This window comes from Simplicispira psychrophila DSM 11588, from assembly GCF_000688255.1.
GTDB classification, from domain to species: Bacteria; Pseudomonadota; Gammaproteobacteria; order Burkholderiales; family Burkholderiaceae_C; genus Simplicispira; species Simplicispira psychrophila.
Map to the genome: position 1 here is coordinate 62253 of NZ_JHYS01000011.1, position 26606 is coordinate 88858.

The 26606-nt window shown below is 59.8% G+C and carries 28 protein-coding genes; 14 read left to right on the forward strand and 14 right to left on the reverse strand.

What is annotated here, in order from left to right:
• Window positions 1-2: 2 nt before the first annotated feature.
• The 5 genes from ccmE to ccmA are packed head-to-tail and all read right to left on the reverse strand — an operon-like array spanning window position 3 to window position 2707.
• Window positions 3-440, reverse strand: coding sequence for a cytochrome c maturation protein CcmE (ccmE, locus tag Q390_RS0112045; RefSeq protein WP_027996284.1), 438 nt, complete (start codon window positions 438-440; stop codon window positions 3-5).
• 12 nt (window positions 441-452) lie between these two features.
• The gene (gene ccmD, locus Q390_RS0112050) at window positions 453-626 is read right to left on the reverse strand and encodes a heme exporter protein CcmD (RefSeq protein ID WP_027996285.1); all 174 of its coding nucleotides are present in this window, start codon (window positions 624-626) and stop codon (window positions 453-455) included.
• Window positions 613-1353, reverse strand: a complete 741-nt coding sequence (gene ccmC / locus Q390_RS0112055) for a heme ABC transporter permease CcmC (RefSeq protein WP_027996286.1) — start codon at window positions 1351-1353, stop codon at window positions 613-615. The genes ccmD and ccmC overlap by 14 nt, the downstream gene beginning before the upstream one ends.
• Window positions 1350-2006: a heme exporter protein CcmB gene (gene ccmB / locus Q390_RS0112060; RefSeq protein WP_037472916.1), complete on the reverse strand. Its 657-nt coding sequence runs from the start codon at window positions 2004-2006 to the stop codon at window positions 1350-1352. Before ccmB ends, ccmC begins: the two co-directional genes overlap by 4 nt.
• 38 nt (window positions 2007-2044) lie before the next feature.
• Window positions 2045-2707: a cytochrome c biogenesis heme-transporting ATPase CcmA gene (gene ccmA / locus Q390_RS0112065; RefSeq protein WP_051603208.1), complete on the reverse strand. Its 663-nt coding sequence runs from the start codon at window positions 2705-2707 to the stop codon at window positions 2045-2047.
• 282 nt (window positions 2708-2989) lie between these two features.
• Here ccmA and Q390_RS0112070 point away from each other — a divergent pair, with 282 nt between their 5' ends.
• The 3 genes from Q390_RS0112070 to Q390_RS0112080 all read left to right on the forward strand — a co-directional run bounded on the left by Q390_RS0112070 (window position 2990) and on the right by Q390_RS0112080 (window position 6220).
• The gene (locus Q390_RS0112070) at window positions 2990-4639 is read left to right on the forward strand and encodes a cytochrome D1 domain-containing protein (RefSeq protein ID WP_051603209.1); all 1650 of its coding nucleotides are present in this window, start codon (window positions 2990-2992) and stop codon (window positions 4637-4639) included.
• Between the two features lie 94 nt (window positions 4640-4733).
• The gene (locus Q390_RS0112075) at window positions 4734-5327 is read left to right on the forward strand and encodes a NapC/NirT family cytochrome c (RefSeq protein ID WP_027996290.1); all 594 of its coding nucleotides are present in this window, start codon (window positions 4734-4736) and stop codon (window positions 5325-5327) included.
• 62 nt (window positions 5328-5389) lie between these two features.
• A complete protein-coding gene (locus Q390_RS0112080; RefSeq protein ID WP_027996291.1) occupies window positions 5390-6220 on the forward strand; it encodes an ethylbenzene dehydrogenase-related protein in 831 nt (276 codons plus the stop codon).
• A 121-nt stretch (window positions 6221-6341) separates the two neighbouring features.
• Here the strand turns inward: Q390_RS0112080 and upp are convergent, their stop codons facing one another.
• From upp to Q390_RS0112100, 4 genes are all read right to left on the reverse strand, one after another.
• Window positions 6342-6971, reverse strand: a complete 630-nt coding sequence (upp, locus tag Q390_RS0112085) for a uracil phosphoribosyltransferase (RefSeq protein WP_027996292.1) — start codon at window positions 6969-6971, stop codon at window positions 6342-6344.
• A gap of 37 nt (window positions 6972-7008) precedes the next feature.
• Window positions 7009-7983, reverse strand: a complete 975-nt coding sequence (locus tag Q390_RS0112090) for a threo-3-hydroxy-L-aspartate ammonia-lyase (protein ID WP_027996293.1) — start codon at window positions 7981-7983, stop codon at window positions 7009-7011.
• A gap of 160 nt (window positions 7984-8143) precedes the next feature.
• The gene (locus tag Q390_RS0112095; protein WP_027996294.1) at window positions 8144-8986 is read right to left on the reverse strand and encodes an enoyl-CoA hydratase-related protein; all 843 of its coding nucleotides are present in this window, start codon (window positions 8984-8986) and stop codon (window positions 8144-8146) included.
• A gap of 199 nt (window positions 8987-9185) precedes the next feature.
• Window positions 9186-10706, reverse strand: coding sequence for a helicase HerA-like domain-containing protein (locus tag Q390_RS0112100; RefSeq protein WP_027996295.1), 1521 nt, complete (start codon window positions 10704-10706; stop codon window positions 9186-9188).
• A gap of 63 nt (window positions 10707-10769) precedes the next feature.
• Here Q390_RS0112100 and Q390_RS0112105 point away from each other — a divergent pair, with 63 nt between their 5' ends.
• The 11 genes from Q390_RS0112105 to rng all read left to right on the forward strand — a co-directional run bounded on the left by Q390_RS0112105 (window position 10770) and on the right by rng (window position 21559).
• A complete protein-coding gene (locus tag Q390_RS0112105) occupies window positions 10770-11489 on the forward strand; it encodes a YebC/PmpR family DNA-binding transcriptional regulator (protein WP_027996296.1) in 720 nt (239 codons plus the stop codon).
• An 86-nt stretch (window positions 11490-11575) separates the two neighbouring features.
• Window positions 11576-12862 (forward strand): phosphoribosylamine--glycine ligase, encoded by a 1287-nt coding sequence (purD, locus tag Q390_RS0112110; RefSeq protein ID WP_027996297.1) that lies wholly within the window; start codon window positions 11576-11578, stop codon window positions 12860-12862.
• Between the two features lie 5 nt (window positions 12863-12867).
• Complete coding sequence (hemF, locus tag Q390_RS0112115; RefSeq protein ID WP_037472894.1) at window positions 12868-13836, forward strand: oxygen-dependent coproporphyrinogen oxidase; 969 nt, start codon at window positions 12868-12870, stop codon at window positions 13834-13836.
• A 50-nt stretch (window positions 13837-13886) separates the two neighbouring features.
• The gene (gene siaA / locus Q390_RS0112120; RefSeq protein WP_281174784.1) at window positions 13887-15896 is read left to right on the forward strand and encodes a biofilm regulation protein phosphatase SiaA; all 2010 of its coding nucleotides are present in this window, start codon (window positions 13887-13889) and stop codon (window positions 15894-15896) included.
• Window positions 15897-15927: 31 nt separating this feature from the next.
• A complete protein-coding gene (gene siaB, locus Q390_RS0112125) occupies window positions 15928-16485 on the forward strand; it encodes a biofilm regulation protein kinase SiaB (RefSeq protein ID WP_027996300.1) in 558 nt (185 codons plus the stop codon).
• Between the two features lie 7 nt (window positions 16486-16492).
• Window positions 16493-16888, forward strand: a complete 396-nt coding sequence (gene siaC, locus Q390_RS0112130; RefSeq protein WP_027996301.1) for a biofilm regulation phosphoprotein SiaC — start codon at window positions 16493-16495, stop codon at window positions 16886-16888.
• The gene (siaD, locus tag Q390_RS0112135; RefSeq protein WP_027996302.1) at window positions 16881-17687 is read left to right on the forward strand and encodes a biofilm regulation diguanylate cyclase SiaD; all 807 of its coding nucleotides are present in this window, start codon (window positions 16881-16883) and stop codon (window positions 17685-17687) included. The genes siaC and siaD overlap by 8 nt, the downstream gene beginning before the upstream one ends.
• A 229-nt stretch (window positions 17688-17916) precedes the next feature.
• Complete coding sequence (gene rsfS, locus Q390_RS0112140; RefSeq protein ID WP_027996303.1) at window positions 17917-18771, forward strand: ribosome silencing factor; 855 nt, start codon at window positions 17917-17919, stop codon at window positions 18769-18771.
• Window positions 18772-18783: 12 nt separating this feature from the next.
• Window positions 18784-19251: a 23S rRNA (pseudouridine(1915)-N(3))-methyltransferase RlmH gene (rlmH, locus tag Q390_RS0112145; RefSeq protein ID WP_027996304.1), complete on the forward strand. Its 468-nt coding sequence runs from the start codon at window positions 18784-18786 to the stop codon at window positions 19249-19251.
• A gap of 141 nt (window positions 19252-19392) precedes the next feature.
• Complete coding sequence (locus Q390_RS0112150) at window positions 19393-20031, forward strand: Maf family protein (protein ID WP_027996305.1); 639 nt, start codon at window positions 19393-19395, stop codon at window positions 20029-20031.
• Between the two features lie 40 nt (window positions 20032-20071).
• Window positions 20072-21559, forward strand: a complete 1488-nt coding sequence (rng, locus tag Q390_RS0112155; protein ID WP_027996306.1) for a ribonuclease G — start codon at window positions 20072-20074, stop codon at window positions 21557-21559.
• 164 nt (window positions 21560-21723) lie between these two features.
• Here the strand turns inward: rng and Q390_RS0112160 are convergent, their stop codons facing one another.
• The 5 genes from Q390_RS0112160 to lptF all read right to left on the reverse strand — a co-directional run bounded on the left by Q390_RS0112160 (window position 21724) and on the right by lptF (window position 26605).
• The gene (locus tag Q390_RS0112160; RefSeq protein ID WP_027996307.1) at window positions 21724-22905 is read right to left on the reverse strand and encodes a pyridoxal phosphate-dependent aminotransferase; all 1182 of its coding nucleotides are present in this window, start codon (window positions 22903-22905) and stop codon (window positions 21724-21726) included.
• A gap of 33 nt (window positions 22906-22938) precedes the next feature.
• A complete protein-coding gene (locus tag Q390_RS0112165; protein ID WP_027996308.1) occupies window positions 22939-23880 on the reverse strand; it encodes a CysB family HTH-type transcriptional regulator in 942 nt (313 codons plus the stop codon).
• Window positions 23881-23991: 111 nt separating this feature from the next.
• Complete coding sequence (locus Q390_RS0112170) at window positions 23992-24387, reverse strand: sirohydrochlorin chelatase (protein ID WP_051603210.1); 396 nt, start codon at window positions 24385-24387, stop codon at window positions 23992-23994.
• A gap of 23 nt (window positions 24388-24410) precedes the next feature.
• Window positions 24411-25514: an LPS export ABC transporter permease LptG gene (gene lptG / locus Q390_RS0112175; RefSeq protein ID WP_027996310.1), complete on the reverse strand. Its 1104-nt coding sequence runs from the start codon at window positions 25512-25514 to the stop codon at window positions 24411-24413.
• On the reverse strand, window positions 25511-26605 hold the full coding sequence (gene lptF / locus Q390_RS0112180; protein ID WP_027996311.1) for an LPS export ABC transporter permease LptF: 1095 nt from the start codon (window positions 26603-26605) through the stop codon (window positions 25511-25513). Before lptF ends, lptG begins: the two co-directional genes overlap by 4 nt.
• Between the last annotated feature and the right edge of the window lies 1 nt (window position 26606).

Here is a 26606-nt window from a genome sequence, read left to right on the forward strand (position 1 = left end):
GGCTACTTCAAGGTTTTGATGGTCTGTTGGGCCTGATCGACCGCATGTTGCGCTTCGGGCGGCATGTAGTTTTCATCGTGTTTGGCCAGCACTTCAGTGGCCATGAAGTGGCCGTCGTCCCCCAGCTTGCCCTGGGCCACCACACCTTTGCCTTCGCGAAACAGGTCGGGCAAGATGCCGGTGTAGCTCACGCGCACGTCTTGCGCGGTATCGGTCACCAGAAAGGTGACGGTCAGGTCCTTGCGCTGCACCGAGCCGTCTTTGACCATGCCGCCAACCCGGAAGGTACGGTTTTTCGGCGCTTCCCCTGAAGTGACCTGGCTTGGGCTAAAGAAAAAAACCAGGTTGCTCTGAAAGGCGTTGAGCACTAGGTAGGCAGACAAGGACACGGCGGCAATGCCACCCAAAATGATGGCGGCGCGTTTGTGGCGGGGTTTCATGTGCAAAGACCTTTAAAGACTGCGCGGGGGAAGTTCGCTGCGCAACTCACTCAGCACTTCCTTGCGGCGGCTGCGGATCAGCAGTGACTCGACCAGCATCACAAGGGCGGTGGCGCCAAAGCTGCCCCAGACATACAGGGCGTAGCCGCCCATGGCAAAAAACTCGGAAGCACTATTCCACTGCATTTTTGACCCACTCGGTATGGCGTTCACGGTCCAGGATGATGTTGCGCACCCGTGCCAGCACGGCAGCGATGGCGTACATCCAGAAAGCGGCCACCATGAGCAACATGCCCCACAACATGGGCGCCGCCATCGAGGGTGCGCTGTTCAAAGAGACAGAGGCGCCTTGGTGCAAAGTGTTCCACCAGATCACAGAAAAATAGATGATGGGGACGTTCACCACACCGACCAGCGCCAGCACGGCACCGGCTTTGTCGGCGCGGCGCGGATCGTCAATGCTCGATTGCAGCGCAAGAAAACCCAGGTAGAGGAACAGCAAGATCAGTTCAGAGGTGAGCCGTGCATCCCACACCCACCAGGTGCCCCACATCGGCTTGCCCCATAAGGCGCCGGTGATCAACGATAAAAAAGCAAACAGGGCGCCGGTTGGCGCCAGTGCCGAGGCCAACATGCCCGACAAGCGGGTATTGAAAGCCAGCCCGATGCCGGCCCAGGCGGCCATCACGATATAGATGAACATCGATATCTGTGATGCCGGAACATGCACAAAAATGATGCGATAGCCTTGGCCCTGCTGCGCATCCACTGGAGCGACAAAGAAGGAAATCCACAATCCGATGGCCATCAGCAAAGCTGCGAGGGCGGCAAACCAGGGCCACAAGCGCCCCGCCAGAAAGTAGAAGTTTTGCGGAGACGAGTATTTGAACCAGTGAACGGCGCGCGTTTTCATTCCAGGGAGATTTTCAAGGCTGCCGTGGTGGCAAAGGGAGCAAAAAACAAGGAGAGTACGAGCAGTGCCGCCAGCAGGGAGAGGTGTCCGCCAGCGCCGAGACCGGCGGCATCGGCTTCCACCGCGCCAGCACCAAAAATGAGTACCGGAATGTAGAGCGGCAATATTAGCAACGATAGCAATACCCCCGCTCCACGCACGCCTAGGGTCAGGGCCGCGCCGATGCCGCCAATCAGGCTCAGTGTCGGCGTGCCCAGAAGCAAGGACAGCATTAAAATGCCGAGCGCGCGAGCATCCAAGCCAAATTGCAATCCTAAAATCGGTGCCATCAGCACCAGCGGCAGACCCGACAAGAGGAAATGGGACAGCGCCTTGGCGGCGGCCAGTATCGGTAACGGCGTGGCAGAAAGCACCATTTGTTCCAGTGAGCCATCGGCATAGTCGGTGGCAAACAGACGCTGCAGCGAGAGCATGGCCGCCAGCAAGGCGCTAACCCACAACACGCCCGGTGCCATCCGTAGCAACAGTGCCGATTCGGGTCCCACCCCCAGCGGAAAAAGGCTGGCGATGACGACGAAAAAAACCAGCGGTGTCAGAACCTCTCCTTTTTGACGCAGCGCCAGCGAAACCTCGCGCCGCAGAACCGCGAGCATGACGGCACCGGCGTTTATCGACTTGACTTGAATCAATTTCACGCTGTCAGCTCCAGGATTTGTGCGGGCACGCCACCGATGTCCACGTCTTGGTGGCTGGTCAAGACAGCCATCCCACCCGTGGACAAATGCTGTGCAATCAGCTCGGCCAAGAACCGAATGCCAGCGTGGTCCATAGCCACAAAGGGTTCATCCAGCACCCACAGCCGGGCAGGGCTCAAGGCCAGCCGCGACAATGCGACACGTCGTTTTTGACCTTGCGAGAGGTAGCGCACCAATTGATGACCACGGCCGCCCACGCCAAACCGCTGCAAAAGTTCGATGACGTGTGCCTCTTGTGGCATGAAGCCTCCCAGCGCCGAGGAGAACGCCAGGTTTTCCTGGATAGTCATGGACTCTTGCAGGGCATTCAGATGCCCCAGATAGCACAAATCACGGCGAAAGGCCTCAGGGGCGCTGTGGATGGATGCGCCATTCCAGAGAATCTCGCCCGACTCGACCGGTGCTAAGCCACAGACCATGCGCAAAAGACTGGTTTTACCAACACCATTAGCACCCACGATGTGGAGCCAGCTTCCGGACTGCACTGTGCAATCAACCCCCTGAAAGAGCGGGCGGCCTCCTTTACTGCAACCGAGATCGTGGAAGGCCAGTGTCGGTTTAACGTTCAATTCTTGGTGTCCTGAGGGAAAGGGGGCCATCTTAAGGCGAGTACCCCTCGCTGGAGGAGATGGAGTGAAAGGTTGTTGTGGTGTTTTATACGTTTGAAAGTGTGTTGTTGTTTTTTATAGTCATATGGAATGATCATTTAACTTGGATCAAGGACTACACGGATCAGCCCCACTGACAATGGGCCTACTCGAAACGATCTGTTGCAGCCGTCGCCGAGTTTGATCTCCGCCGTTGATGGCGGGTTGGTTGCAAAAAACTATGGAGTAAACACGATGACATTTCCCCGCCTTTCCGCCATCGCAGCAGTTGTGATGCTGACGGGTCTTGCCGGCCACGTCGTGGCACAAGAACAGAATTCCCAAGCGCCTGCAATGACGGTGACTGAAAAGGAAGCCGCGAAGAAGATTTATTTTGAGCGTTGTGCCGGTTGCCACGGCGTGTTGCGCAAGGGCGCCACGGGCAAGAATTTGGAACCCCATTGGACGAAGACCGATAAGGACGGCAAGACCACTGAAGGCGGCACGCTCGCTTTAGGTCAGTCGCGCCTGGAAAAAATCATCGGCTACGGTACCGATGGCGGTATGGTCAACTTTGACGACATTTTGACCAAAGAAGAATTGTCCTTAATGGCCAAGTACATCCAGAACACACCGGATGTGCCACCAGAGTTCGGCCTTAAGGATCAGCTGGCTTCCTGGAAGGTCTTGGTTGAGGTGAAGGATCGCCCGACCAAGCAGATGAACAAGTACAACCTGAATAACATGTTCTCGGTCACCCTGCGTGACACCGGTGAAGTCGCCCTGATCGACGGTGATACCAAGGAAATCCGCAGCATCGTCAAGACCGGCTATGCAGTGCATATTTCCCGCATGTCCGCTTCGGGCCGTTACGTTTACGTGATCGGTCGCGATGGTCGGGTGTCGTTGATCGACCTGTGGATGGAAAAGCCAGCCGTCGTGGCTGAAGTCAAGATCGCGTTCGATGCGCGCTCAATTGATACCTCCAAGTTCAAGGGCTTTGAAGACAAGTACGCCATTGCTGGCGGCTACTGGCCACCGCAGTACACCATCATGGAAGGCGATACGCTGAAGCCGCTGAAGGTGGTTTCTACCCGTGGCGTTACCGTTGACGGCGACTACCATCCTGAGCCACGTGTGGCATCCATCGTTTCTTCGTTCATCAAGCCTGAGTGGGTTGTTAACGTGAAGGAAACCGGCCAAATCTTGATGGTCGATTATTCCGACATCGAAAACCTGAAGACGACCACCATCGGATCGGCCAAGTTCCTGCACGACGGCGGCTGGGATGCTTCCAAGCGCTACTTCTTGGTGGCGGCCAACGCTTCCAACAAGATCGCTGCGGTCGATACCAAGACCGGCAAATTGGCCGCGCTGGTAGATGTTGCCAAGCTCCCGCACCCCGGTCGCGGCGCCAACTTCACGCACCCCACTTTTGGTCCCGTCTGGGCAACAGGCCACTTGGGCGCCGACGTGCTGACCCTGATCAGCACGGCATCGGACGAAGCCAAGAACGCGAAGTACAAGAAGTACAACTGGACTGTGGTTCAGGAAGTCAAGCACGTCCCCGGCAACTTGTTCGTCAAGACGCACCCCAAATCGCAGAACTTGTGGGCTGACTCGGCACAGAACCCAGACAAGGACACCGCAGAGTCGGTATCGGTCTGGAAGCTGAGCGATCTGTCCAAGCCATACAAGATTCTCCACGTCGCCAAAGACTCGGGCCTGCCTGAGACCAAGGCAGTGCGCCGCGCAGTACACCCTGAATACAGCGCTGACGGCACCGAAGTGTGGATCTCGCTGTGGGGCGGCAAGACCGACCAGTCCGCTATCGTGGTGTATGACGACAAGACTCTGACACTGAAGAAAGTGATCACCGATCCGAAGATGATTACGCCTACCGGCAAATTCAACGTGTACAACACGCAACACGACATTTATTGATTAGTAGCGTTGAGGTGAGATAAGAGATGAAGAGGCCTTGGCCTCTTCATCTTGTGTATCTCCAATACGGTTTGAATGAAGTTCGGAGAACACGATGGCTGGAAAACTGGCAACTTTGTGGGCAAAATTGAAAAAACCGAGTATTAAATACTCGTTGATCAGTCTTTTGACTATTGGTTTTTTCTCAGGAATATTTTTCTGGGGCGGGTTCAATACCGCCATGGAAGCAACCAATACGATGTCTTTTTGCATTTCTTGTCATGAAATGGAAGACAACGTTTATCAAGAATACAAACAGACAATCCACTACACCAACCGCACCGGTGTTCGGGCTGTTTGCTCAGACTGCCATGTGCCCAAGGACTGGACACACAAAATGATCCGCAAGGTTCAGGCCAGTCGTGAGGTATGGGGCAAAATCACTGGAACCATCGATACCAAAGAAAAATTCGAAGCCAAACGCCTGGTTCTGGCTGAACGCGAGTGGGCACGCATGAAGGCGGCAGATTCACGTGAATGTCGCAATTGCCACAGCTTTGACAGCATGGACCCGGAAAGGCAAAAACTGCGTGGTGCCAAAATGCACAAAATTGCACAGGCAGAAAAGCAGACTTGTATTGATTGCCATAAGGGTATTGCACACCACAAGCCTAAGGGCATGAAAGAAGAAGAAGACGAAGACCTGTAAATTCGCCAGACCTGTCAGAAATGCCTGACAGGTCTTTTTTAAATAGAAATAAGGAGAGCACGATGAAAAAAAATATGATTTCCATGCTGTTCATGGGATCGCTGATGGCACTGGGCACGCAAGTTGCCTTTGCCGCGCCTGACTGGAGCAAAGTTCCCAAACGCGAAGTCAGTGTGTTTCACCCCGGTGTGACACCCATGGAGTGGGTCGGTAAAAAATCGGCGCACAGCGGTACCGCTGGCCTGAAAAAGGGTGAGACCTGCGTCGGTTGCCACGAAGAAAAAGGCGGCTTGAACTTCAACTTCAAGCGATTGGCTGACAAGGAACTCGAACCTAAGGGCGCTCCTGCCACTATGGTGTATCCCGTCGCTGTCCAGGCCGCTTACGACGCCAGCAGCCTCTACATTCGCTTGACGTTCAAAGCCCCTCCTTCGGGCGGTGCTGACCACAGCGACAAAGATAACGAACTCAAGGCCACGGTGATGTTCCCCGATTCCAAGGTGCCATTGGCGTCTCAGGTCGGCTGCTGGGCTTCTTGCCACGGCGATGCACGCACCATGCCCGGAGCGGATGACAAAAAGACCAAGTACGTCAAAGAAGGCAAGTACGAGCTGATGCAGTGGCGCAGCGCCAAGGGCGCCAAGGTGGCTGACGGTACCGTGACTACCGAGCGCAAAATGGAAGGCGGCAGCCTGGGTGCCAAGGCTGAAGGTACGAAGGCGGGTGACACTTACACCATTACCTTCACCCGCAATAACCCCGGTGAAGGCAAAACGATTCCTTTCGGTTTCGCTATCCATGACGACCACGCTAGCGGTCGTTTCCACCATGTGTCGCTCGGCTATACCTTGGGTATTGGCGCTGAGGGCGACATCAAGGCGACCAAGCAATAAGCTGTTAGCCACTGAACGCTGCGCCAGCGCAGTGTTCAGCTACACAGCAAAATGCCGGTCTGCCCAGTGCGTTCAATTGAACGCAATGGGCAGACCGGCATTTTTTGTTCGAAGTGGCTATTTATTTAGTGCCAAAAATACGGTCGCCCGCATCCCCCAGGCCAGGCAAGATATAGCCATGGCTGTCCAAGCCACGGTCGATGGCGGCAGTGTAAATGGGCACGTCAGGGTGTGCTGCTTGCATCGTGGCAATGCCTTCAGGCGCGGCCAGCAGGCAGACGAATTTGATGGATTTGGGATGGGTTTGCTTAAGTCGCGCTACGGCAGCGGCTGCTGAGTTACCGGTGGCCAGCATCGGATCGACAACAATGATGTCGCGTTCGTTCATTTCCGACGGCATCTTGAAGTAGTACTCCACCGGTTGCAGCGTCGCCGGGTCGCGGTACAGACCGATGTGACCAACGCGCGCGCAGGGAATCACGTTCAACATGCCATCTAAAAAACCGTTGCCAGCGCGCAGGATGGATACCAGCACCTGTTTTTTGCCATCGATGACCTGGCCGGTGGTGGTTTCCATCGGCGTTTCGATCTCGATCTGCTGCAACGGCATGTCACGTGTGACCTCGTAGGCCATCAAGGTGCTCAGTTCGCCCAGCAGGCGGCGAAAGCTGTTGGTGCTGGCATCTTTGCAGCGCATCAGGGTGAGTTTGTGCTGCACCAGCGGATGGGTAATGACGTGAACATTGCTCATGGAAGTCAGAATTTTTTGAAGGGTCGAGAACTGTAAATCAGTCGGCCAGAAAGCGCGCATAGCGGGCCAAATCGACATTACCGCCGCTGATGATGATGCCGACGCGGGCGCCGCCTATGTCAATGCCGCCGTGGCGGGCGCCGGCCAACGCCAGTGCGCCGGTGGGCTCGACCACGCTTTTCATGCGCTCGGCAAAAAAGCGCAGCGATTGCATCAGTTGGAGGTCGCTGACGGTGACAATTTTTTGTCCGGGCTGGTTGACGATGTCAAACACCAGCGGTCCCAGGCTTTGTGCTTGCGCGCCGTCGGCAATGGTGTGGGGCAGGGGGATATGCACGATCTGGCCGCTTTGCAGCGATTGCTGGGCGTCGTTGGCCGTTTCGGGTTCGACGCCGATCACGGTGCAGTCGGATGCCAGGGCCTGGGCAGCCAGCAGGCTGCCGGCCAGCAGGCCACCGCCGCCCACGGGCACAAACAGGTAGTCCAGCCGCGGCACTTCTTCGAACAGTTCCAGCGCCGCTGTACCCTGGCCGGCGATGACGTGCGGGTGCTCGGAGGGAGGCACCAGCGTCATGCCGCGCTCTTGGGCAATGCGCTGGCTGATGGCCTCGCGGTCTTCGGTGTAGCGGTTGTAGGTGACGACTTGAGCACCGTATTCGCGCGTGGCGGCCATTTTGGAGGCCAGTGCATCTTCAGGCATGACGATCAGCGCCGGGATGTCAAGCAAGCGTGCAGACAGGGCGATGGCTTGCGCGTGGTTGCCGGCGGAGAAAGCCAGCACACCGTGTTTGCGCTGCTCGTCGGTGAACTGCTCCAGGGTATTGAAGGCGCCGCGCAGCTTGAAGGAGCCGGTGCGTTGGAAGTTCTCGCACTTGAAAAACAATTGCGCCCCCAGCCGCACGTCGGCGGTGCCTGAGCGCAGCACGGGAGTGCGGTGTGTCAGGCCTTTGAGCCGGGCAGCAGCGGCAACCACATCTTGGGCGGTGGGCGGAGTCAGAGGGGGCAAATTCATGGCGGCATTGTCGAACGCTGAGGTGCAGTGGCACGGGTGCCGAATCATACGCCGGGATCGAACAATTTGGCACAAAAAGAGTCGCCAGCGCTTGTGTGGCAAGCGCTGTTAGCTATTGATTTTGATGATTTGCGTCTTCTCACGCGTGCGGCTGGTGCGCTCAGTCCAATGTACTGAACGCTTGCAGCGGTGCCAAAGGAGGAAATTCGCCTGCTCGCCGCTGTTGCATGGCGGTGACCGATTCGCGCACATGCTGGTTGCTCCAGATGGCGCTTTGCAGCCAGCCCATCTGGCGCAGGCTGTCCTCGACCGCATGGTCGCGTGCGTAATGAATGGCCTGTTTGCTGCCCCAGATAGCCACGGGGGGTTTGGCCGCAATCTCTTGTGCGCACTGCAATGCGGCGGCGAGCAGGGCCTCGGGTGTGTCGAACACGGCGTTGATCAGGCCATAGTTCAGCGCTTGCGCCGCCGGCAGGCGCCGACCGGTATAGGCCAACTCTTTGACCACACCCAGTGGTATCAGTTTCGGCAGGCGCTGCAGCGTGCCGACATCGGCCACCATGCCGATGTTGATTTCCTGGATGCAAAAGAACGCATCCTGCGTGGCGTAGCGGATGCACGCCGCTGTCACCATATCCACCGCGCCGCCAATGCAGCCGCCCTGGATAGCGACGATCACGGGCATGCGCAGGTTCTCCAGCCGTGTGAAAGTGGCTTGCATGTCGGTCAGCAGGTCAAAAATGGCAGCACGCCCTTCAGGGCTTTGATCGTCCATGGCGACAGCGCCGGCAAATAATTCCAGTGCCATGCCCGCAGAAAAATGCTTGCCGGTGCTGCTGATGACCAGCGCGCGTGCCTGGCCGCTCTGATGCAGTCGCGTTAGCACTGCGTCCAGTTCGCGCCAGAACGTCGGGTGCATGGTGTTCATGCTCTCGGGGCGGTTGAGCACCAAGTGGACCACATGGTCGGTGGTGGTGAGGGTGAAGCAGGTGAGGGAGGTCATGGCCGCACTGTAGGCGCGCGGCCCCGGTAGCGGAAGTCGCCTAGGCGACGCAGACAAGGTGTCAAAATAAGGGCTGGATAGACCTGAAGCGCTTGCAGAGTAAGCACTTTAAGCTATGTTAAATATAGCAATATTTCTGTGTTGGTAGAGCCGGTAAGCCCAGCGTCACCCGATATCTTGCAGGCCATGCATCGGTACTTCAGCGCTTGCGTCCGCCAAAGATGCTGCCCAGCACACCGCGCAAAATTTCGCGTCCGAGCGAAGTGCCCATGGTGCGTACGGCCGACTTGGCCATGGTTTGTGCCAGCCCGTCGCGCTGCCCGCCGCGCGGACCGGTGCTGCCAAACAGCACGTCGTTCAGGCCGCCCAGCAGGCCACCGTTGTTGTTTTCAGCTGGGGCGCCGTTTTTGCCCGTACTTTTGCCATTGGCCGGTAGGGTGCTGGCGGTCCGGGCCTGCAGAATTTCGTAGGCCGATTCCCGGTCCACGCTTTTTTCGTAAACCCCCGCCACCAACGAATTTTGCAGCAGCGCCTGGCGCTGCGGCGGCGTGATCGGGCCGATCTGGCTGCCGGGCGGCAGTACAAACACGCGCTCGGTCACGCTGGGGCGGCCCTTGGCGTCGAGAAAACTGACCAGCGCCTCACCCACGGCCAGCTCGGTGATGGCCCGTTCAATGTCGAGTCCCGGATTTTGCCGCATGGTGGTGGCCGTCGCTTTGACAGCTTTCTGGTCGCGCGGGGTGAAGGCGCGCAGCGCGTGTTGCACGCGGTTGCCCAGCTGCGCCAGCACGCTATCAGGAATATCCAGCGGATTTTGCGTGACAAAGTACACGCCCACGCCCTTGGAGCGCACCAAGCGCACCACCAGTTCAATGCGCTCGACCAGTACCTTGGGCGCATCGTTGAACAGCAGGTGGGCTTCGTCAAAAAAGAACACCAGTTTGGGCTGATCCGGATCGCCAATCTCGGGCAACTGTTCAAACAGTTCGGATAGCAGCCACAACAGAAAGGTGGCGTACAGGCGCGGCGCATTCATCAACTTGTCTGCGGCCAAGATGTTGACCATGCCGTGACCATTGCCGTCGATCTGCATCAAATCCTGGATGTTGAGCATCGGCTCGCCAAAGAACTGCTCGCCTCCCTGCGTCTGGATTTGCATCAGCGCGCGCTGGATGGCGCCGATGCTGGCGGCGCTGATGTTGCCGTAGGCGGTGGTGAATTGGCTGGCGTTGTCGCCGACATGCGCCAGCATGGCGCGCAGGTCTTTCAGGTCGAGCAGCAGCAGGCCCTGGTCGTCCGCTACTTTGAATACCACGTTCAGCACGCCCATTTGAATCTCGTTCAAATTGAGCATCCGCCCCAGCAGCAGCGGCCCCATGTCGGAGATGGTGGCGCGCACCGGGTGGCCTTGCTCGCCAAACACGTCCCACAGCGTGGTTGGGCAAGCCTGCGCCGTAGGCAGCGCAATGTCGCGCTCTTGCAGCACGGCGGCCATCTTCGGGCCGATCTGGCCGGCTTGGCTGATGCCAGTCAGGTCGCCTTTGACGTCGGCCATGAACACCGGCACGCCCCATCGCGAGAAGCCCTCGGCCAAAGTTTGCAGTGTCACTGTCTTGCCGGTGCCGGTGGCCCCGGTGATCAGGCCGTGGCGATTGGCCAAAGCGGGCAGCAAAAAGCATTGGGTAGCAGCATTCTGGGCAATCAGCAGGGGTTCGGCCATGGCAGTGGGTCCAGAAAAGTAGAATCGAAGCTGTAGATTAAATCAGGATAAAAAGGACTTCCCGTGGCCGGACACAGCAAATGGGCGAACATTCAACACCGCAAGGGTCGCCAAGACGAAAAGCGCGGAAAAATCTGGACGCGCATCATCCGCGAAATCACCGTGGCCGCGCGGGCTGGTGGTGGTGATCTGGGCGCCAATCCGCGTCTGCGCTTGGCCGTGGAGCGGGCCAAGGCGGCTAATTTGCCGGCTGATCGCGTCAAATACAACATCGACAAGGCCACCGGCAACGCCGAAGGTGTCAACTACGAAGAAATTCGCTACGAAGGCTATGGCATTGGCGGCGCAGCCATCATTGTGGACACCATGACCGACAACCACGTGCGCACCGTGGCCGAAGTGCGCCACGCCTTTAGCAAGCACGGCGGGAACATGGGTACCACCGGCTCGGTGTCGTTCCAGTTCAAGCATGTCGGTCAGTTGATTTTTGCTCCGGGCACCAGCGAAGAGCAAGTGATGGAAGTGGCGCTGGAGGCGGGGGCGGAAGATGTCGTCGTGGACGAGGACGGCGCGATTGAGGTGCTGACAGCAGCGACAGAATTTGAAGCCGTCAAAAACGCGCTGGAGGCCGCAGGTCTCTTGCCCGCCGAGGCCGACATCACCATGCGTCCCGACCTGACCATCGAGCTGGCCGGCGAGGATGCTGCGCGGATGCAAAAGCTGCTGGATGTGCTGGAAGACCTGGACGACGTGCAGGCGATTTTTCACAACGCCGCGCTGTAGCCCCGCTCCAGCGCGGTTCGTTTCATATTTTTATTGCCCCATTGGGGTGTCAGTGGCCGCTGCACAGCGGCCTTTTGGAGTGAGTAATGAAGGTTTTGGTCATTGGTGGTGGCGGGCGTGAGCACGCGATGGCGTGGAAACTCAGTCAGTCACCCAAGGTCACGCGCGTGTATGTCGCGCCCGGCAACGGTGGCACGGCGCTGTCGCGCAATATGGACAACATTGCCATTACCGACGTACGTGCCCTGCGCGAGTGGGCGCAGGCAGAAAAAATCGGCTTGACCGTGGTTGGTCCCGAGGCACCGCTGGCAGCGGGCGTGGTCGATGAGTTTCGCGCCCACGGCCTGCGCATTTTTGGTCCGAGCAAAGCGGCTGCGCAGTTGGAGAGTTCCAAGGCCTTTTCCAAGGCCTTCATGCGCCGCCACGGCATCCCTACGGCCGATTACGACACCTTCACCGACCCGGTAGCAGCGCACGCCTTTGTCGAGCGCCTGGGTGCACCCATCGTCATCAAGGCTGATGGCTTGGCGGCGGGCAAGGGCGTGGTCGTGGCCATGACGCTGCAGGAAGCACATGACGCCGTGGACTTCATGCTGATTGACAATAAATACGGCGTAACCCACAACGATGGTGGCGCGCGCGTGGTGATTGAAGAGTTTCTGGAAGGCGAAGAGGCCAGCTTCATCGTGCTGTGCGATGGCAAGAATGTCACCGCTCTGGCGACCAGCCAAGACCACAAGCGCCTCCTTGACGGCGACGAAGGCCCCAATACCGGCGGCATGGGCGCGTATTCGCCCGCCCCGGTGGTCACCGCCGATGTGCACGCCCGCGCCATGCGCGAGATCATCTTGCCGACAGTGCGTGGTATGGAAAAGGACGGCATTCCGTTCACCGGCTTTTTGTATGCCGGCTTGATGATCGACCCCAAGGGCCACATCAAGACGCTCGAATTCAACTGCCGCATGGGCGATCCGGAAACCCAGCCCATCCTGATGCGCCTGAAAAGTGATTTTCTCGATTTGCTGTGCGCTGGTGCCGACGGCAAACTCAGTCAGGTCGAATTGCAGTGGGATCGGCGCACCGCGCTGGGCGTGGTCATGGCGGCGCACGGCTACCCCGACAACCCGCGCAAGGGTGACACCATCAGCGGCCTGCCGGCCGACACCGACGACGCAGTCGTGTTCCATGCCGGCTCGGTGATGGGCGACGACGGCCTGGTACGCACCAGCGGCGGGCGCGTGCTGTGCGTCACGGTGCTGGCTGAAAGCGTCAAGCAGGCGCAACAGCGCGCCTATGACGTGGCGCGTGGCATTTATTTTGACGGTGCGCAATACCGCCGCGACATCGGCCATCGTGCCGTGAAAAACGCATAAAACGCATGAACCAGCATTTCAATACCGAGCACACCGTGGCCCAGGTGCGCGCGTATTTGGTCGGCTTGCAGGCATGCATCATCGGCGCGTTGGAAGCGGTGGAAGCGCAAGCGGCTGCGGCAGAAGATGACGGCCAAGCAGCCGTGCATGCTCTCATTGATCCGTGGCGCAAAGAGCCAGGCACGCCATTACAAGGTGACGGCAGTACACAAATCATCGAGGGTGGGCGCGTGTTCGAGCGCGCCGGCTGTGGCTTCTCGCATGTGCGCGGGCCGCAGCTGCCGCCGTCGGCTACACAGCACCGCCCCGAACTGGCCGGTGCGCCGTTTGAGGCCATGGGCGTATCGCTGGTGTTCCATCCGCGCAACCCGTACGTGCCAACAGTACACATGAACGTGCGCATGATCGCCGCGGGCCACCCTGGCCAAGAGCCGGTGTGCTGGTTTGGTGGCGGTATGGACTTGACGCCGTATTACGGCTTTGACGAGGATGCGCAGCACTTTCACCGCAGCTGCCGTGATGCGCTGGCGCCGTTTGGCGATGACAAGTACCCGCGCTTCAAGCAATGGTGCGACGAGTATTTTTATTTGAAGCACCGCAACGAGCAGCGCGGCGTAGGCGGTATCTTTTTTGACGATTTCTCCGAACGGGGCTTTGCGCACAGCCTGGCCATGACGCAGTCGGTGGGCGATGCCTTTTTGGGCGCTTATTTGCCCATCCTCGAGCGCCGCCAGGGCATGGCGTATGGCGAGCGCGAGCGCGACTTTCAGCTGTACCGGCGTGGCCGCTACGTCGAGTTCAACCTGGTCTGGGATCGGGGCACGCACTTTGGTCTGCAATCGGGCGGGCGTACCGAGTCGATCCTGCTGTCCATGCCGCCGCTGGCCAGTTGGGCCTACCAGCGCGTGCCAGCCGAAGGCACACCAGAAGCAGCGCTGACGCAACACTATCTGCAACGGCACGATTGGGTTTAACACCTATCGTGCGACCTTAAGTCCGCCGACTTCAGAACCGGGATAGATAATTGAAACACCTCGCCACTACCTGGTTCAGCGGCCTGCGGGCCAAGTCCATGCTGGCTTTGGCGCTGGCATGTTTGCTGGCGCTGCTGCCGGCGGTTTTGATCGGCTGGCAGGTGCTCGATGGCGTGCGCAACTACTTTGGCGAGAGTTACGCGCGCAACTACACCCAGCTCAAGCGGCAAAGCATCTTGGCGCCGGTGGCGCGGGAGTTGGCGCTGTCTTTGCGTCTGGCCGATTCGGTCGTGACCCGGCAATGGCTGCTGGACGAGGGCAATCCCGCCAAAAAAGCGCTGTTTTTTGAAGAGGCCGAGGGCTATCGCAAAGACTTTCGTGACCACGCCTATTTTTTGGTCAGCGCTGGCAGTCAGTATTTTTATTTCAATGACAACGCCAAGCCGTTCAGCAGTGAACCCCGCTACACGCTGAACCTGAGCCAGGAAAAAGACGCATGGTTTGCCAGCACCTTGAACCAAACCGAGAGCGACCACAACATCAATGTGAACCATGACGTGGAGCTGCAAACCACCAAGGTCTGGTTCAACGTCATCGTCCGCAGTGGCGAGCGCAAGATCGGCGTGGCCGGTGCCGGGCTAGATTTAAGTGGCTTCCTCAAAGACTTCATCACCACCAGCGACCCGGGTGTCACCCCCCTCATCCTGACCGCTGCCGGGGCCATTCAGGCCCACCCCAATCGCCAACTGATTGCCACCAACACGGCCGTCCAGCGGGCCGACTTGGCGCAAACCCTGGCCGGACAATTGCCGGCGGGCGTGCAGCGCGATGCACTGGCTGCTGCCATGGCACAGGCAGTGGCCCAACCGGGCGAGGTCAGCAGCTTCCAGGCCACGCTGGATGGCAAAGCGCAGTTGCTGGCCCTGTCCTATATCCCGCAACTCCAATGGCACATTGTTACCGCTGTGGACCTGAAAGCAGCCCAAGTGATCGACCAAGGCTGGCTGCGCACCGTCATTGCCGCTTTGGTGGTGGTGCTGGGCGTGCTGCTGCTGGTGTTTGGTTACGCGGTCGAAAAACTAGTGCTCAACCCGGTTCGCAAGCTGCAGCGCTCGGCATCGGCCATGGCGCAAGGGGACTTCAGCGTGTCCTTACCACCCGCCAGTCAGGATGAACTGGGCGACTTGAGTCGGGCTTTTGGCATCATGGCCAGCCAGATCCGCAGCAACACCGAACAGCTGGAGCATAAGGTGCAAGCTCGCACGCTTGACTTGGAAGAGGCCAACCGGGACATGCAGCGCGCGCACCAGCAAATCAACGACTCGATTGACTACGCCAGCCTGATCCAGCAAGCCACCTTACCGAGCCAGCAGCTGATGCAGGTGTTGGGCGCGCAGCAATTTGTGCTGTGGCGGCCACGCGATGTGGTCGGCGGTGATTTTTATGTGTTTCGTACAGAAGGACCGCGCTATCTATTGGGCGTGGTGGACTGCGCTGGGCACGGCGTTCCGGGGGCGCTGATGACGATGCTGGCGCGTTCGGCTTTGGACCATGCTATGGCGCATATCGGCATCACCGCGCCTGCTGCCCTCCTGAGCCACACCGATGCCACCATGCGCGCCATGTTGCAGCACAGCGAGTTGCCGCGCGCCATTGCTACCAGCATGGATGTCGGCTTGGCCTGCGTGGACCGCGAGGCCCGTACCCTGTGCTATGCCGGGGCCAAAATCAGTCTTTATTGGAGCGACGGCCAGACGGTGCACGAGGTCAAAGGTGGCCGCCGTGCGCTGGGTGATCGGCGCCAAGGCAACTACACCGATACGCAAGTGGAGATCCTGTCCGGCGCCACCTATTACCTGACGACCGATGGTTTCTTGGACCAAGCCGGTGGTGAGCAGGGCTACGGCTTTGGTGACACCCGCTTCGCCCAGTTGCTGCTACAGCACGCCCGCTTACCGATGGAGCAACAGGCCAGCGCACTTGACCAAGTGCTAGAAACTTACCGCGGCGACTATCCCCAGCGGGACGACATCACACTGCTATCCTTTCGCATAGCGTAAAAATTGCCGCATCCTCCACAACAGGACTCCCATGCAAGACATCAACTTATTTGAGCTCCGGGCCCACTTCAACCGCAGCAATATCCTGCTGTGTTTTAACGGTCCGATCTCGCGCAGTCTGATTGAGGAAATCGGCAACGCCCTGAAAAATTACCTGCAGGCCGATCAAGCCCAGCCCAACGCGGCGATGGATGTATTTGCCGTGTATATCGAGATGACGCAAAACATCCGCCACTACGCCGTCGCCCATCACTACGACGAGCTCGATAGCTCAGCTACCGTGGTGGTGGCACGTGATGATGAACAGCATTACGTGGTGCAAGCAGGTAATTTGGTCGAACAAGTCGATGGCCAAGCCCTGATAGCACATGTCAACGCCCTCGCCAGCATGGACAAAACAGCGCTCAAAGCCGCCTATAAAACCCAGCTGCGCCAGCCGCGCAGCGAGTCCGCCCTCAGTGGTGCTGGCCTGGGCCTGATTGATATTGCGCGCAAATCGGTGCAACCCCTGAGCGCGACGCTGACCGCTGTGGGCGGTGGCCGCTGTTTTTTCAGTGTGCGCGCCGTAATTCAAAAAATACCTTCCTGAGCCCTCCATGAGCGACACGAACCACACGAACAACCTCACCATCGCGGGCAGCCAGTCCACGCCCAGCATCGCTGGCGACTGGGCGCTGGGCTTGCTGCGCATGCAGGGTGACTCTTACCCCGAGAATTCCTTTGAGTTTTTTGGCCCTATCATCGATTGGCTAGAGCGCTTTTTGCAGAAAACTTCCGCCCCTTTGCGCTTGGAGCTGCGGCTGGTGTATATGAACACCAGCTCCGTCAAGGCCATGATGGATATTTTTGACCTGCTCGAAGAGGCCCATCAACAGCACCGTCAGGTCTGCGTGGATTGGTATTACGACTCGCGCAATGAGCGGGTGATGAGTCTGGCGGACGAGTTCCGGGAGGATTGCAGCTTCTCGTTCCAGATTGCCGCCGATGCTTGAGCGCCCGCGCCTGGCGCAGGATGAGGAAGAGCTGATCGGCCAAATTCAGGCGCTGCTGGCCGACCCGGCGCACCAGGGCAACCCGCTGCGCGAGCCCTTGGCGTATTTGCTCGGCTGCAACCAGGTGCACCAGGCGCAACTGCGCCGCTTGATCCGCATTTCTGACGGCTACCAGTGCCTTTCGCGCCGCCACCACGAGAGCTTGGAGAGCCAGTACGACCGGCAATTGCACCGTCTGGAAAAACTGGCGCGTATCTCTGACCGCTACCAGAACAGCCTGCGTGAGTTGAGTGAAACACTGAAACAAGCCTCGCTGCACGATCCCTTGACCGGCTTGGGCAATCGCCGCTTTCTGATGGACCAGTTGACGCAGGAAACCGAGCGTGCCAACCGCAAAGGGGCGCCGTACACGCTGGGGATTTTGGATGTAGATTGGTTCAAAACCATCAATGACCGGTTCGGCCATGAAGCGGGCGATATTGCCTTGTGCGCCATTGCCCGCGCCATGGCCAATGCACTGCGGGAATACGATGTGTGTGGCCGCTGGGGCGGCGAAGAATTCTTGATCGTGCTGCCAGAAACGCCGATGGATTTCGCGCTCCAGATCGCGCAGCGGGTCTGCCAGGACATCAAAGCCATTCGCCTGGACTTCCTGGAGGCCAGCATCTCGGCCAGCCTGGGCTTGAGCATTTACCGCCTCGGCGAACATTTTTCAGAAACCTTGAACCGGGCCGATGCGGCCTTGCTGCAGGCCAAAGCCAATGGCCGGGACCGAATTGAAGGGCCGCTGGGGGCGTAATGGGCCGCTGCATACCCTGGCACTGGCCATGCGCCGGCAGAGGTGCAGCCGCTAAAAGCTATAATTTCAATAGCTAAAAGCGCTTGTTGCCTGTGCGCTACGGCACTAAAACACCTCTATTGCTGTGAGCGCCTGCGCGCAACACCCTTTCGCGCCCTGCACACCGTTACGCACCGTGATCCGTATTGCGCGCTATATTGACTCTTATTACTTTCCATACCACTGCCTGATGACCACCAACTCCAAAACGGAATCCACCGCTAAAAAAGACGTCTCTAAACTCCAGCGCGCCATCGTCGATGGCCTGGAAGACATCAAGGCCCAAGACATTCAGGTCTTTGATACCGAGCACCTGACTGCCCTGTTTGAGCGCGTCATTGTGGCCTCGGGTACCTCCAATCGCCAGACCAAGGCCATCGCCGCCAGCGTGCGCGACAAGGTGCGCGAAGCGGGCTTTCCCAAGCCCCGCATCGAGGGTGAAGAAAACGGCGAATGGATCATCGTCGACTGCGGTGCCGCTGTGGCGCACATCATGCAGCCCACCATCCGCCAGTACTACCGCTTGGAAGAGCTGTGGGGCGACACGCCGGTGCGCATGAAAATTGGTGCCCCCAAGCCCGCAGCGCCCGCTGCCGCCAAGGTGCCGGTCAAAACCGCTGCCCGCCGCGCCGCCAAGGCTGAGGCTGAATCTGCTGCGATGTCGGATACGCCAACCGCACCGAAAAAAGCCGCAGCCGCGCAGAAGACCGTTGCCGCCAAGAAGCCGGCCGCCCGCAAGACCACCAGCCGCGCGCCGGTCGATGTGGCGCCTACCACTGCACCGGCCGCTAAAAAATCGGCCGCGCGCAAGACCCCTAGCGCTGTGCCTGCAGCCAAAACTGCAGCTAAGGCACCGGCCAAAACAGCTGCAAAAACTGCAGTGAAAACGCCCAGCAAAACGCCTATCAAGACCGTTGTCGTCAAGCCGCGTGCTGAAAAAGTGCCTGCTAAAAAGACCACAGTGCGCGCACCCGCCAAGACGGGCGCCAAAGCTGCTCCGGCTAAAACGACGGCGCGCAAGCCTGCCGCTGGGCGCAAACCTTAAAGGACGGCGGCGATGCGTTTGTGGATCGTCGCCGTCGGTCAGCGCGTGCCGGACTGGGCGCAAACTGCCTATGACGACTACGCCAAGCGCTTTCCGCACGAAATCAAGGTCGAGCTGAAAGCTGTTAAAACCGAGCCGCGTGGCTCTAAAACGGTAGAGACGCTTTACGCTGCCGAGCGCGAGCGCATTGAAGCCGCCATTCCCCGCGGCACGCGCGTGGTGGTGCTCGACGAGCGGGGCACCAGTCTGACCACCAAGGCGCTGGCCCAGCGGCTGCAAGGCTGGCAGCTCAGTGGTGACGACGTAGCGCTGGTGATTGGCGGGCCCGATGGGCTTGATCCGGCTTTTCGCCAGGCGGCGCACGAGCGCATTCGCCTGTCAGACCTGACTCTGCCGCACGCCATGGTGCGCGTGCTGCTGATCGAGCAGCTCTACCGCGCCTGGTCGGTCAACGCCGGCCACCCGTACCACCGCGAATAGGAGATGGGGCACTGTGCTCCATCTGTAGGTCGGGTTAGCCCAACGGGCGTAACCCGACATCTTTTGGATGGATGCACGGGGAAATATCGGGTTACGCTGCGCTAACCCGACCTACAGGTTTGTATTCACCCTTATTTGCCCATGCCTGAATTGATCTACCTCGCCTCGCAAAGCCCACGCCGCAGCCAGTTGCTCGACCAACTCGGCGTGCGCCATGAAATTTTGGTGCCCGATGCGGACGAGGCCGAAGAAGTCGAAGCACTAGAAGCCCTGCTGCCAGGCGAGTCGCCCAGTGCTTATGTGCAGCGCGTTACCGGCCTGAAGCTCGACGCCGCAGTGCTGCGCCGTGCGCGCCGAGGCTTGCCCGAAGCACCGATTTTGTGCGCTGACACCACGGTGGCGCGTGGGCGGGTGATTTACGGCAAGCCGCTGGATGCGCAAGATGCCGTGCGCCTGTTGTCTGAGCTTGGCGGTCAAACGCACCGCGTGCTGACGGCGCTGGCGCTGCAGGTGCCGGTGGCTGGATCGGACTCTGGCGTCTGTGGCACGCGCCGACTCACCGCGCTGTCGGTGTCACGAGTCACTTTTGCCGACGTGTCACCAGCGCAGATTGACGCCTACGTCGCTACCGGCGAGCCGATGGGCAAGGCCGGGGCTTATGGCATCCAGGGACAGGCGGCGGCGCATATCCGTCAGATCAGTGGCAGCTATTCGGCCATCATGGGCCTGCCTTTGTACGAGGCCGCGCAACTGCTGCGTGCTGCCGGCTTTGCCGTTTGACAGTGCCTCATTTCCGTTTTCTGCTTTGACTGCCTGCCCCATGCAACAAGACATTCTGATCAATTGGTCACCCCAAGAAACCCGCGTCGCGGTGGTCGAAAACGGCGCAGTGCAAGAGATGCACATTGAGCGCACCCTGGAGCGTGGGCTGGTGGGCAACGTCTATCTGGGCAAGGTGGTGCGCGTGCTGCCGGGCATGCAATCGGCCTTCATTGACATTGGCCTGGAGCGCGCCGCCTTTTTGCACGTCGCTGACGTGTGGCAGCGCCAAGAAGGGGGTGAGGCGCCAATGTTTGCGCGCAAGGGCGAGCCGCAGGTGCCGATTGAAAAACAGGTGTTTGAAGGCCAGGCGCTGATGGTGCAGGTCATCAAGGACCCAATGGGCAGCAAAGGCGCGCGCCTATCGACGCAAATCAGTATTGCTGGGCGGCTACTGGTGTTTTTGCCGCAGGACGACCACGTGGGTGTGTCGCAAAAAATTCCGCTGGCCGAGCGCGATGCGTTGCGCGCCCGCTTGCAGGCGCTGGTGGGTACGAAACAATCGGGCGGCGGTGGCGGCTTTATTTTGCGCACCAATGGCGAAGAATCGACCGACGCCGAGTTGGCCGAGGACATTGCCTACCTGCGCAAAGCCTGGGCGCGCACCAAGGAGGCGTCGCTGCGTTTGCCACCGACCTCGCTGCTGCACCAAGACTTGAGCTTACTGCAACGCGTGCTGCGCGATCTGGTGGGGGAGCAGACCAGCAGTATCCGCATCGATTCGCACGAGCAATTTGCCGTACTCCGGGCGTTTGGACGCGAATTCATGCCGGCTGCCGAGGCGCGCTTGCAGCACTACAAAGGCGAGCGGCCGATTTTTGACCTGTATTCCATCGACGAGGACATTGCCCGCGCGTTGGGCCGGCGGGTGGATTTGAAGTCCGGTGGCTACGTCATCATCGACCAGACCGAAGCCCTGACCACGGTGGACGTGAACACCGGCGGCTTTGTCGGCGCGCGCAATTTTAACGAGACCATCTTCAAGACCAATCTGGAAGCGGCTGGTGCCATTGCACGCCAGCTGCGCCTACGCAACCTGGGCGGCATCATCATTGCCGACTTCATCGACATGGCGCAGGCAGAGCACCAAGAGGCGGTGCTGGCCGAGTTTCGCAAGCAACTAGCGCGCGACCGGGTGAAAACCACTTCGGGCGGGTTCTCGCCACTGGGCTTGGTGGAGATGACGCGCAAGCGCACGCGCGAATCGCTGGCGCACATGCTGTGCGAGCCGTGCAGCGCCTGCCAGGGGCGCGGTGCGCTGAAAACGGCGCGCAGCGTGGCCTACGACATCCTGCGCGAAATTTTGCGCGAGGCGCGCCAGTTCCACCCGCGCGAGTTCCGTGTCGTTGCTGCACCGCAGGTGGTTGAGCTGCTGCTGGACGAAGAAAGCCCGCACCTGGCCGGCCTGAGCGACTTCATCGGCAAGCCGATTTCATTGCAGGCCGAGAGTGCCATGGGGCAGGAGCAGTACGACATCGTGCTGCTGTAAGTGCTCCATGGGGTCAGCACAGGTCATCAAAAAAGTGAGCTGCTAGCGCAGGTTCTTCAAGGCTTTCAAGCTTTAAACAAACGCAAGTCCATTGATTGCGTGCGCTGATAGCTATTATTTTTGATATGCAGAGAACCGCAGACGCCTAGAACAGGCGTCCGATCTCAGAGCTTGCGCAGCCGCGCCAGGGCAGCGAGCAAGGTCTCATCCTTTTTGGCAAAGCAAAAGCGCACCACGCGCTGGTCAAAGCCATCGCCGTAAAAGGCTGATAGCGGAATGGCCGCTACGCCCACTTCACGGGTCAACCATTGGCAGAAATCGGCTTCGTTCAGATCGCTGACAGCGGAGATATCAGCGCACTGGAAGTAGGTGCCGCTGCTGGGCAGCAAGCGCAGGCGCGAGCCCTCCAAGCCGCTGCGGAACAGGTCGCGCTTAGCTTGGTAGAAGGCCGGCAATTGCAGATACGGCGCCGGGTCGGCCAGGTACTGCGCCAAGCCGTACTGCATCGGCGTGTTGACGCTGAAGACGTTGAACTGGTGCACTTTGCGAAATTCCGCCGTCAACGGCGCGGGCGCGGCCACGGTGCCCATCTTCCAGCCGGTGACGTGGAAGGTTTTGCCAAAGCTGGACACGATGAAAGCGCGTGCTGCCAAGCCGGGGTAGCGCGCGGCGCTGTGGTGCGGCTGGCCGTCAAACACCATGTGCTCATAGACCTCATCGCTGATCAGCAGTACGTCGGTCGGTGCCAGTAGTTCTTGCAGCGTCAGCATGTCGGCTGCGCTCCAGACGCTGGCGCTGGGGTTGTGCGGGCTGTTGACGAGGATGGCGCGGGTGCGCGGTGACAGGGCGGCGGCGATTTTGTCGAAGTCGGGGCGGAACGTGCCGGGCGTGAGCGGCACGCGCACTGCAATGCCGCCGGCCAGCACGATGTTGGGCACGTAGCTGTCGTAGCACGGGTCGAGCACGATGACTTCGTCGCCCGGATGGACGATGGCCAGGATGGCGGTCAGGATCGCCTGGGTGGCGCCAGCGGTGATGGTGATTTCGCTGTCAGGGCAATAGGCACGGGCGTGAAGTGCTTCCATTTTTGCAGCAACGGCACGGCGCAGTGCTGGCACGCCGGGCATCGGTGCGTATTGGTTGTGGCCGGCGCGCATGGCGTCGTTGACGGCGTCCAGCAGGCGGCTGTCGCAGTCAAAGTCCGGGAACCCTTGGCCCAGATTGACGGCACTGCATTCGGCGGCCAGCGCCGACATGACGGTGAAGATGGTGGTGCCGACCTGGGGCAGGCGGCTGCGCAGGCTGGGAGAGCGTTCGGTCGCAGAGGTGGTAGAGGTGAATGTCATGGCGCGCTGGCAAAGTGGCGAAGGGAATAAAAATTACAGTTCGTAATCGTTCACTTGACCGGTCATGGCGCGTGCCACCAGGTCGCGGCTGAGGCGGTCGCTGATCAGTTCGGCAAATTTATAGACGAAGTTGCGCAGGTAAGCACCCCGCTTGAAGGCGACGCGTGCCACGTTTTGGCCGAATAAATGGCCCATCGGGCGCACCACCAGGTCGCCCACCGGGTCGTCGCGCATGGCCATTTCAGCGACGATGCCGATGCCCAGCCCCAGGCGCACATAGGTCTTGATGACGTCGGAGTCGATGGCTTCCAGGGCAATGCGCGGCTGCAGGCGGCGCGCGGTAAAAGCGGTATCGATCTTGCCGCGCCCGGTAAACGAGGGGTGGTAGGTGATCAGGGGCTCGTGCGCAATGTCCTCCAGCCCGATGCGCTCTTTTTGCACCAGCGGATGGCCCGGTGGCAGCACCAGTACATGCTCCCATTCGTAGCAAGGCAGGGTGACCAGTTCGGGGTAAGCGGCCAGCGATTCGGTGGCCATGCCGATTTCTGCGACTTCGTCGATCACCATGCGCGCCACCTGGTCGGGGGTGGTCTGGTGCAGGCTGACGTTGACTTTGGGGTACGCCTCGCGCAAGCGTGCCACCGGCAGCGGCAGCACGTAGCGCGCCTGGGTGTGGGTGGTGGCGATGCTCAGGGTGCCGCTGTCCTGGGCGCTGTATTGCTCGCCAATGCGCTTGAGGTTGCTGACCTCGCGCATGATGAGTTCGATGCTTTTGAGCACGTGCTGGCCGGGCTCGGTGACGCGTTTGAGGCGTTTGCCATGGCGCGCAAAGATCTCTATGCCCAGCTCGCCCTCCAACTCAATGATGGCCTTGGAGACCCCCGGCTGCGAGGTGTGCAGGGCTTTGGCCGCCTCCGTCAGGTTGAGGTTGCGGCGCACGGCCTCTTGAACAAAACGAAATTGGTGCAGATTCATATCTGATGTGAGCTAAAAAGTCGCATCATTATGCTGCATGTGTCTAAGCGGGCAGAAGCGCTGCGCAGGGTGCAGCCGTTGTGCTGCGGACAGAGGCGGGCATCGCGGCTGTCAGGTGGACCGGCTGCAGGCGATCTCGGCCATCAGGGCGGTCATGCGAGGGTCTTCGCCGATGGCCGGCTGGACATGGAATTGCACGCCGGGGTGGGTGTTGCGCAGCGCTTGTACCAATACCGGCAGGTCTTCGCGTGCGTGCTTGCCGGTGCCGAGGAACATCGGCACTACGGTGATGCGTGTGGCGCCCTGGGTGGTCAGTTCCTGCACCGCATCGGGCAGGCTGGGGGCGCACAGCTCCAGGTAACTGCAGCGCACTGCTGTGTGCTGGTGCTGCGTTTCAAGCTGTTGGCGCACCGCCTCAATCGGCGCACGCCAGAGTGGGTCGCGTGAACCATGGGCGAACAGGACGATGCCGTGGCTGTTGTCGTGGGGGGCTTGTTGGGTTTTCATAAAGGAGAGGGAAGGGGGTGAGGTCAGCGCCGCAGCACCAGCCAGCCAAAGGCGGCCAGTGAGAGCAGTGAATAAATCATGCCGGGTGCAGCGGCAGTGAGCCAGGGCGACCAGTTTTGCAAGTTGCCAGCGTAGCCAAAGACGTTGTTGAGCAAGAAGAAGCTGATGCCGGCCATCACGCCGCCAAACACGTAGCCGGTGACACTGCCGGAGCGAAAATGCAGGTAGGCAAAGGGCAGGGCCAGCACCACCATGACTAGGCAACTGAGCGGGTAGAACACTTTGCGCCAGAACTCGATTTCATAGCGCTGGGCGGCTTGGCCGTTGGCTTGCAGGTGGCTGATGTACTGGAACAGATCGATGGTGGCCATGCGGTCGGGCTTGAGCACGGCGGCGGACACCATGTCGTTGGTGATCTGTGTTGGCCAAGCCAGCGTGGGGAGTTGCCGGTGCTCGACATAGGCTTCGTCAGCGCCGCGGCTGTGAAAGCTGCTGCGCCGTACTTGCTCCAGCGTCCAGACGTCACCGGGCCCAAAATGGGCGCTTTGCGCCTGGGTCTGCTCGGTGAGGTGGCCAGCGGCGTCAAATTCAAAGATGCGCACGTTTTGCATGGCTCCGTCGGGACCGATGGCGCGCACGTTGACGGCGTAGGAGTGTGCGTCCCGGTGCTCTTTCAGCCAAGCTCCGGTAGCGCCGGTGGTGATCTTGCCCAGGTAGCGCGCTTTGACCAGTTGGGCTGCCCGGTCACTCCACGGGGCGACGTAGTCACCCACAGCGAAGGTCACCAGCACAAACGCAGCGCCCAGCGTGAGCAACATGCCCAGCGCCTGCCTCGGCCCCAGCCCGCTGGTGCGCAAAATGGTGAATTCAGAGCTTTGCGCCAGCCGCGCCATGACGTAGATGGTGCCGATCAGCACGGTGATCGGCAGCAGCTCATACAAATGGCTTGGAATGGCCAGCGCCACGAACAGCAGAGCTTGCGAGATCTGGTAGCCGCCTCCGCTGCGTCCTACCCAGCGCAATTCATCGATCAGGTCGAAGAAAAAAAACAGCGCCAGAAACCCCAGCGTGACGAACAGTACTGCAGCGATCACTTCCTTGTAGATGAAACGGCGAATGGTGCTCATGCGGCTCTCCGGCGTTGCCGCCATGTGCGCAGCGACCAATGGTTGTGCCGCGCGGTCAGCAGCAGGACAGAAAAGGCCAGAATACCGCCGTGCAGCAGGGCCATGAAGGGAAGTAACCTGACCTTGCCGGTGCCGATCCAGCTTTGCCCCAGCACCATGAAGTTGTAATAGACGATGAAGGCAAACAGGGCAAACACCAGATTGGCGCTGCGGCTGGCGCGCGGATTGACGCTCGACAGCGCCAGTGCCAGCACGACAAAGTTGAAGGCGGCCAGCGCCAATCCCAAGCGCCAGCCCAGTTCGGCCAGCTGCATCGCATCGGGCTGTGCCAGCAATTGCGCGGTGCTGCGTGTCTTGACGTTGGCGGCTTCGATGCTGACGTTGGAGGCTTGCTGCAGGCGCGTGCCATATTCGACAAATTCGCTGATCTTCAACCCCGGTTTGGTGGTAGAGGATTCGACGCGTTCGCCGTTGCTCAGCAGCACAAAACGCTCACCGGAGCGCACTTCCAGGCGTGCACTGCGCGCTGAGGTGACCGATTCGCCGGTAGGCAGCGTCGCGGCAATAAAGACGTTGTTGGCGGCCTGTGGATCGGGGCTATCTTTGTCGATGAAAAACACCCGGCTGCCGTTGGCCGACTCTTGAAACTCGCCCGGGGCAATGCGTTCGATGTCATTGCGCTGCTCGTATTGGGTCCGCAATTCCTGGATCTGCTGGTTGGCCCAGGGCCACACCAGCAGGGCCAACGTCGCCACCACCACCACCACCGGCCAGGCAAAGCGCAGCAGTGGCTTGAGCAGGCTGCTCAAGCCTTGGCCGCTGGCAAACCAGATTACCATTTCGCTGTCGCGGTACATGCGCGACAGCGCGGCGACGATGGCAACAAACAGGCTCAGGCACAAGATGGTCGGCAGCTGGCCGAGCACAGTGAAGCCCATCACCAGAATGATGTCGGAAGGGTTGACGCTGCCACGGGCTGCCTGCCCCAGTGTGCGGATCAGCATCATGGTCATGACCACGGTGACCAGCACCACCAGGGTGGCACCAAAGCCGCGCGCCAGCTCTTTGCGGATGGATGAATCGAATAACATG

Bases quoted from the DNA above. Each gene is read 5' to 3' on its own strand.
- ccmA (WP_051603208.1), bottom strand. From the start codon at position 2,707: ATGGCCCCCTTTCCCTCAGGACACCAAGAATTGAACGTTAAACCGACA.
- rng (WP_027996306.1), top strand. From the start codon at position 20,072: ATGCAACAAGACATTCTGATCAATTGGTCACCCCAAGAAACCCGCGTC.
- ccmC (WP_027996286.1), bottom strand. From the start codon at position 1,353: ATGAAAACGCGCGCCGTTCACTGGTTCAAATACTCGTCTCCGCAAAAC.
- Q390_RS0112100 (WP_027996295.1), bottom strand. From the start codon at position 10,706: ATGGCCGAACCCCTGCTGATTGCCCAGAATGCTGCTACCCAATGCTTT.
- rsfS (WP_027996303.1), top strand. From the start codon at position 17,917: ATGACCACCAACTCCAAAACGGAATCCACCGCTAAAAAAGACGTCTCT.
- Q390_RS0112095 (WP_027996294.1), bottom strand. From the start codon at position 8,986: ATGACCTCCCTCACCTGCTTCACCCTCACCACCACCGACCATGTGGTC.
- ccmD (WP_027996285.1), bottom strand. From the start codon at position 626: ATGCAGTGGAATAGTGCTTCCGAGTTTTTTGCCATGGGCGGCTACGCC.
- siaD (WP_027996302.1), top strand. From the start codon at position 16,881: ATGCTTGAGCGCCCGCGCCTGGCGCAGGATGAGGAAGAGCTGATCGGC.
- ccmE (WP_027996284.1), bottom strand. From the start codon at position 440: ATGAAACCCCGCCACAAACGCGCCGCCATCATTTTGGGTGGCATTGCC.
- siaB (WP_027996300.1), top strand. From the start codon at position 15,928: ATGCAAGACATCAACTTATTTGAGCTCCGGGCCCACTTCAACCGCAGC.
- upp (WP_027996292.1), bottom strand. From the start codon at position 6,971: ATGAGCAATGTTCACGTCATTACCCATCCGCTGGTGCAGCACAAACTC.
- siaC (WP_027996301.1), top strand. From the start codon at position 16,493: ATGAGCGACACGAACCACACGAACAACCTCACCATCGCGGGCAGCCAG.
- Q390_RS0112080 (WP_027996291.1), top strand. From the start codon at position 5,390: ATGAAAAAAAATATGATTTCCATGCTGTTCATGGGATCGCTGATGGCA.
- rlmH (WP_027996304.1), top strand. From the start codon at position 18,784: ATGCGTTTGTGGATCGTCGCCGTCGGTCAGCGCGTGCCGGACTGGGCG.
- ccmB (WP_037472916.1), bottom strand. From the start codon at position 2,006: ATGCTCGCGGTTCTGCGGCGCGAGGTTTCGCTGGCGCTGCGTCAAAAA.
- Q390_RS0112090 (WP_027996293.1), bottom strand. From the start codon at position 7,983: ATGAATTTGCCCCCTCTGACTCCGCCCACCGCCCAAGATGTGGTTGCC.
- hemF (WP_037472894.1), top strand. From the start codon at position 12,868: ATGAACCAGCATTTCAATACCGAGCACACCGTGGCCCAGGTGCGCGCG.
- Q390_RS0112170 (WP_051603210.1), bottom strand. From the start codon at position 24,387: ATGAAAACCCAACAAGCCCCCCACGACAACAGCCACGGCATCGTCCTG.
- purD (WP_027996297.1), top strand. From the start codon at position 11,576: ATGAAGGTTTTGGTCATTGGTGGTGGCGGGCGTGAGCACGCGATGGCG.
- lptF (WP_027996311.1), bottom strand. From the start codon at position 26,605: ATGTTATTCGATTCATCCATCCGCAAAGAGCTGGCGCGCGGCTTTGGT.
- Q390_RS0112075 (WP_027996290.1), top strand. From the start codon at position 4,734: ATGGCTGGAAAACTGGCAACTTTGTGGGCAAAATTGAAAAAACCGAGT.
- lptG (WP_027996310.1), bottom strand. From the start codon at position 25,514: ATGAGCACCATTCGCCGTTTCATCTACAAGGAAGTGATCGCTGCAGTA.
- Q390_RS0112160 (WP_027996307.1), bottom strand. From the start codon at position 22,905: ATGACATTCACCTCTACCACCTCTGCGACCGAACGCTCTCCCAGCCTG.
- Q390_RS0112165 (WP_027996308.1), bottom strand. From the start codon at position 23,880: ATGAATCTGCACCAATTTCGTTTTGTTCAAGAGGCCGTGCGCCGCAAC.
- Q390_RS0112150 (WP_027996305.1), top strand. From the start codon at position 19,393: ATGCCTGAATTGATCTACCTCGCCTCGCAAAGCCCACGCCGCAGCCAG.
- Q390_RS0112070 (WP_051603209.1), top strand. From the start codon at position 2,990: ATGCTGACGGGTCTTGCCGGCCACGTCGTGGCACAAGAACAGAATTCC.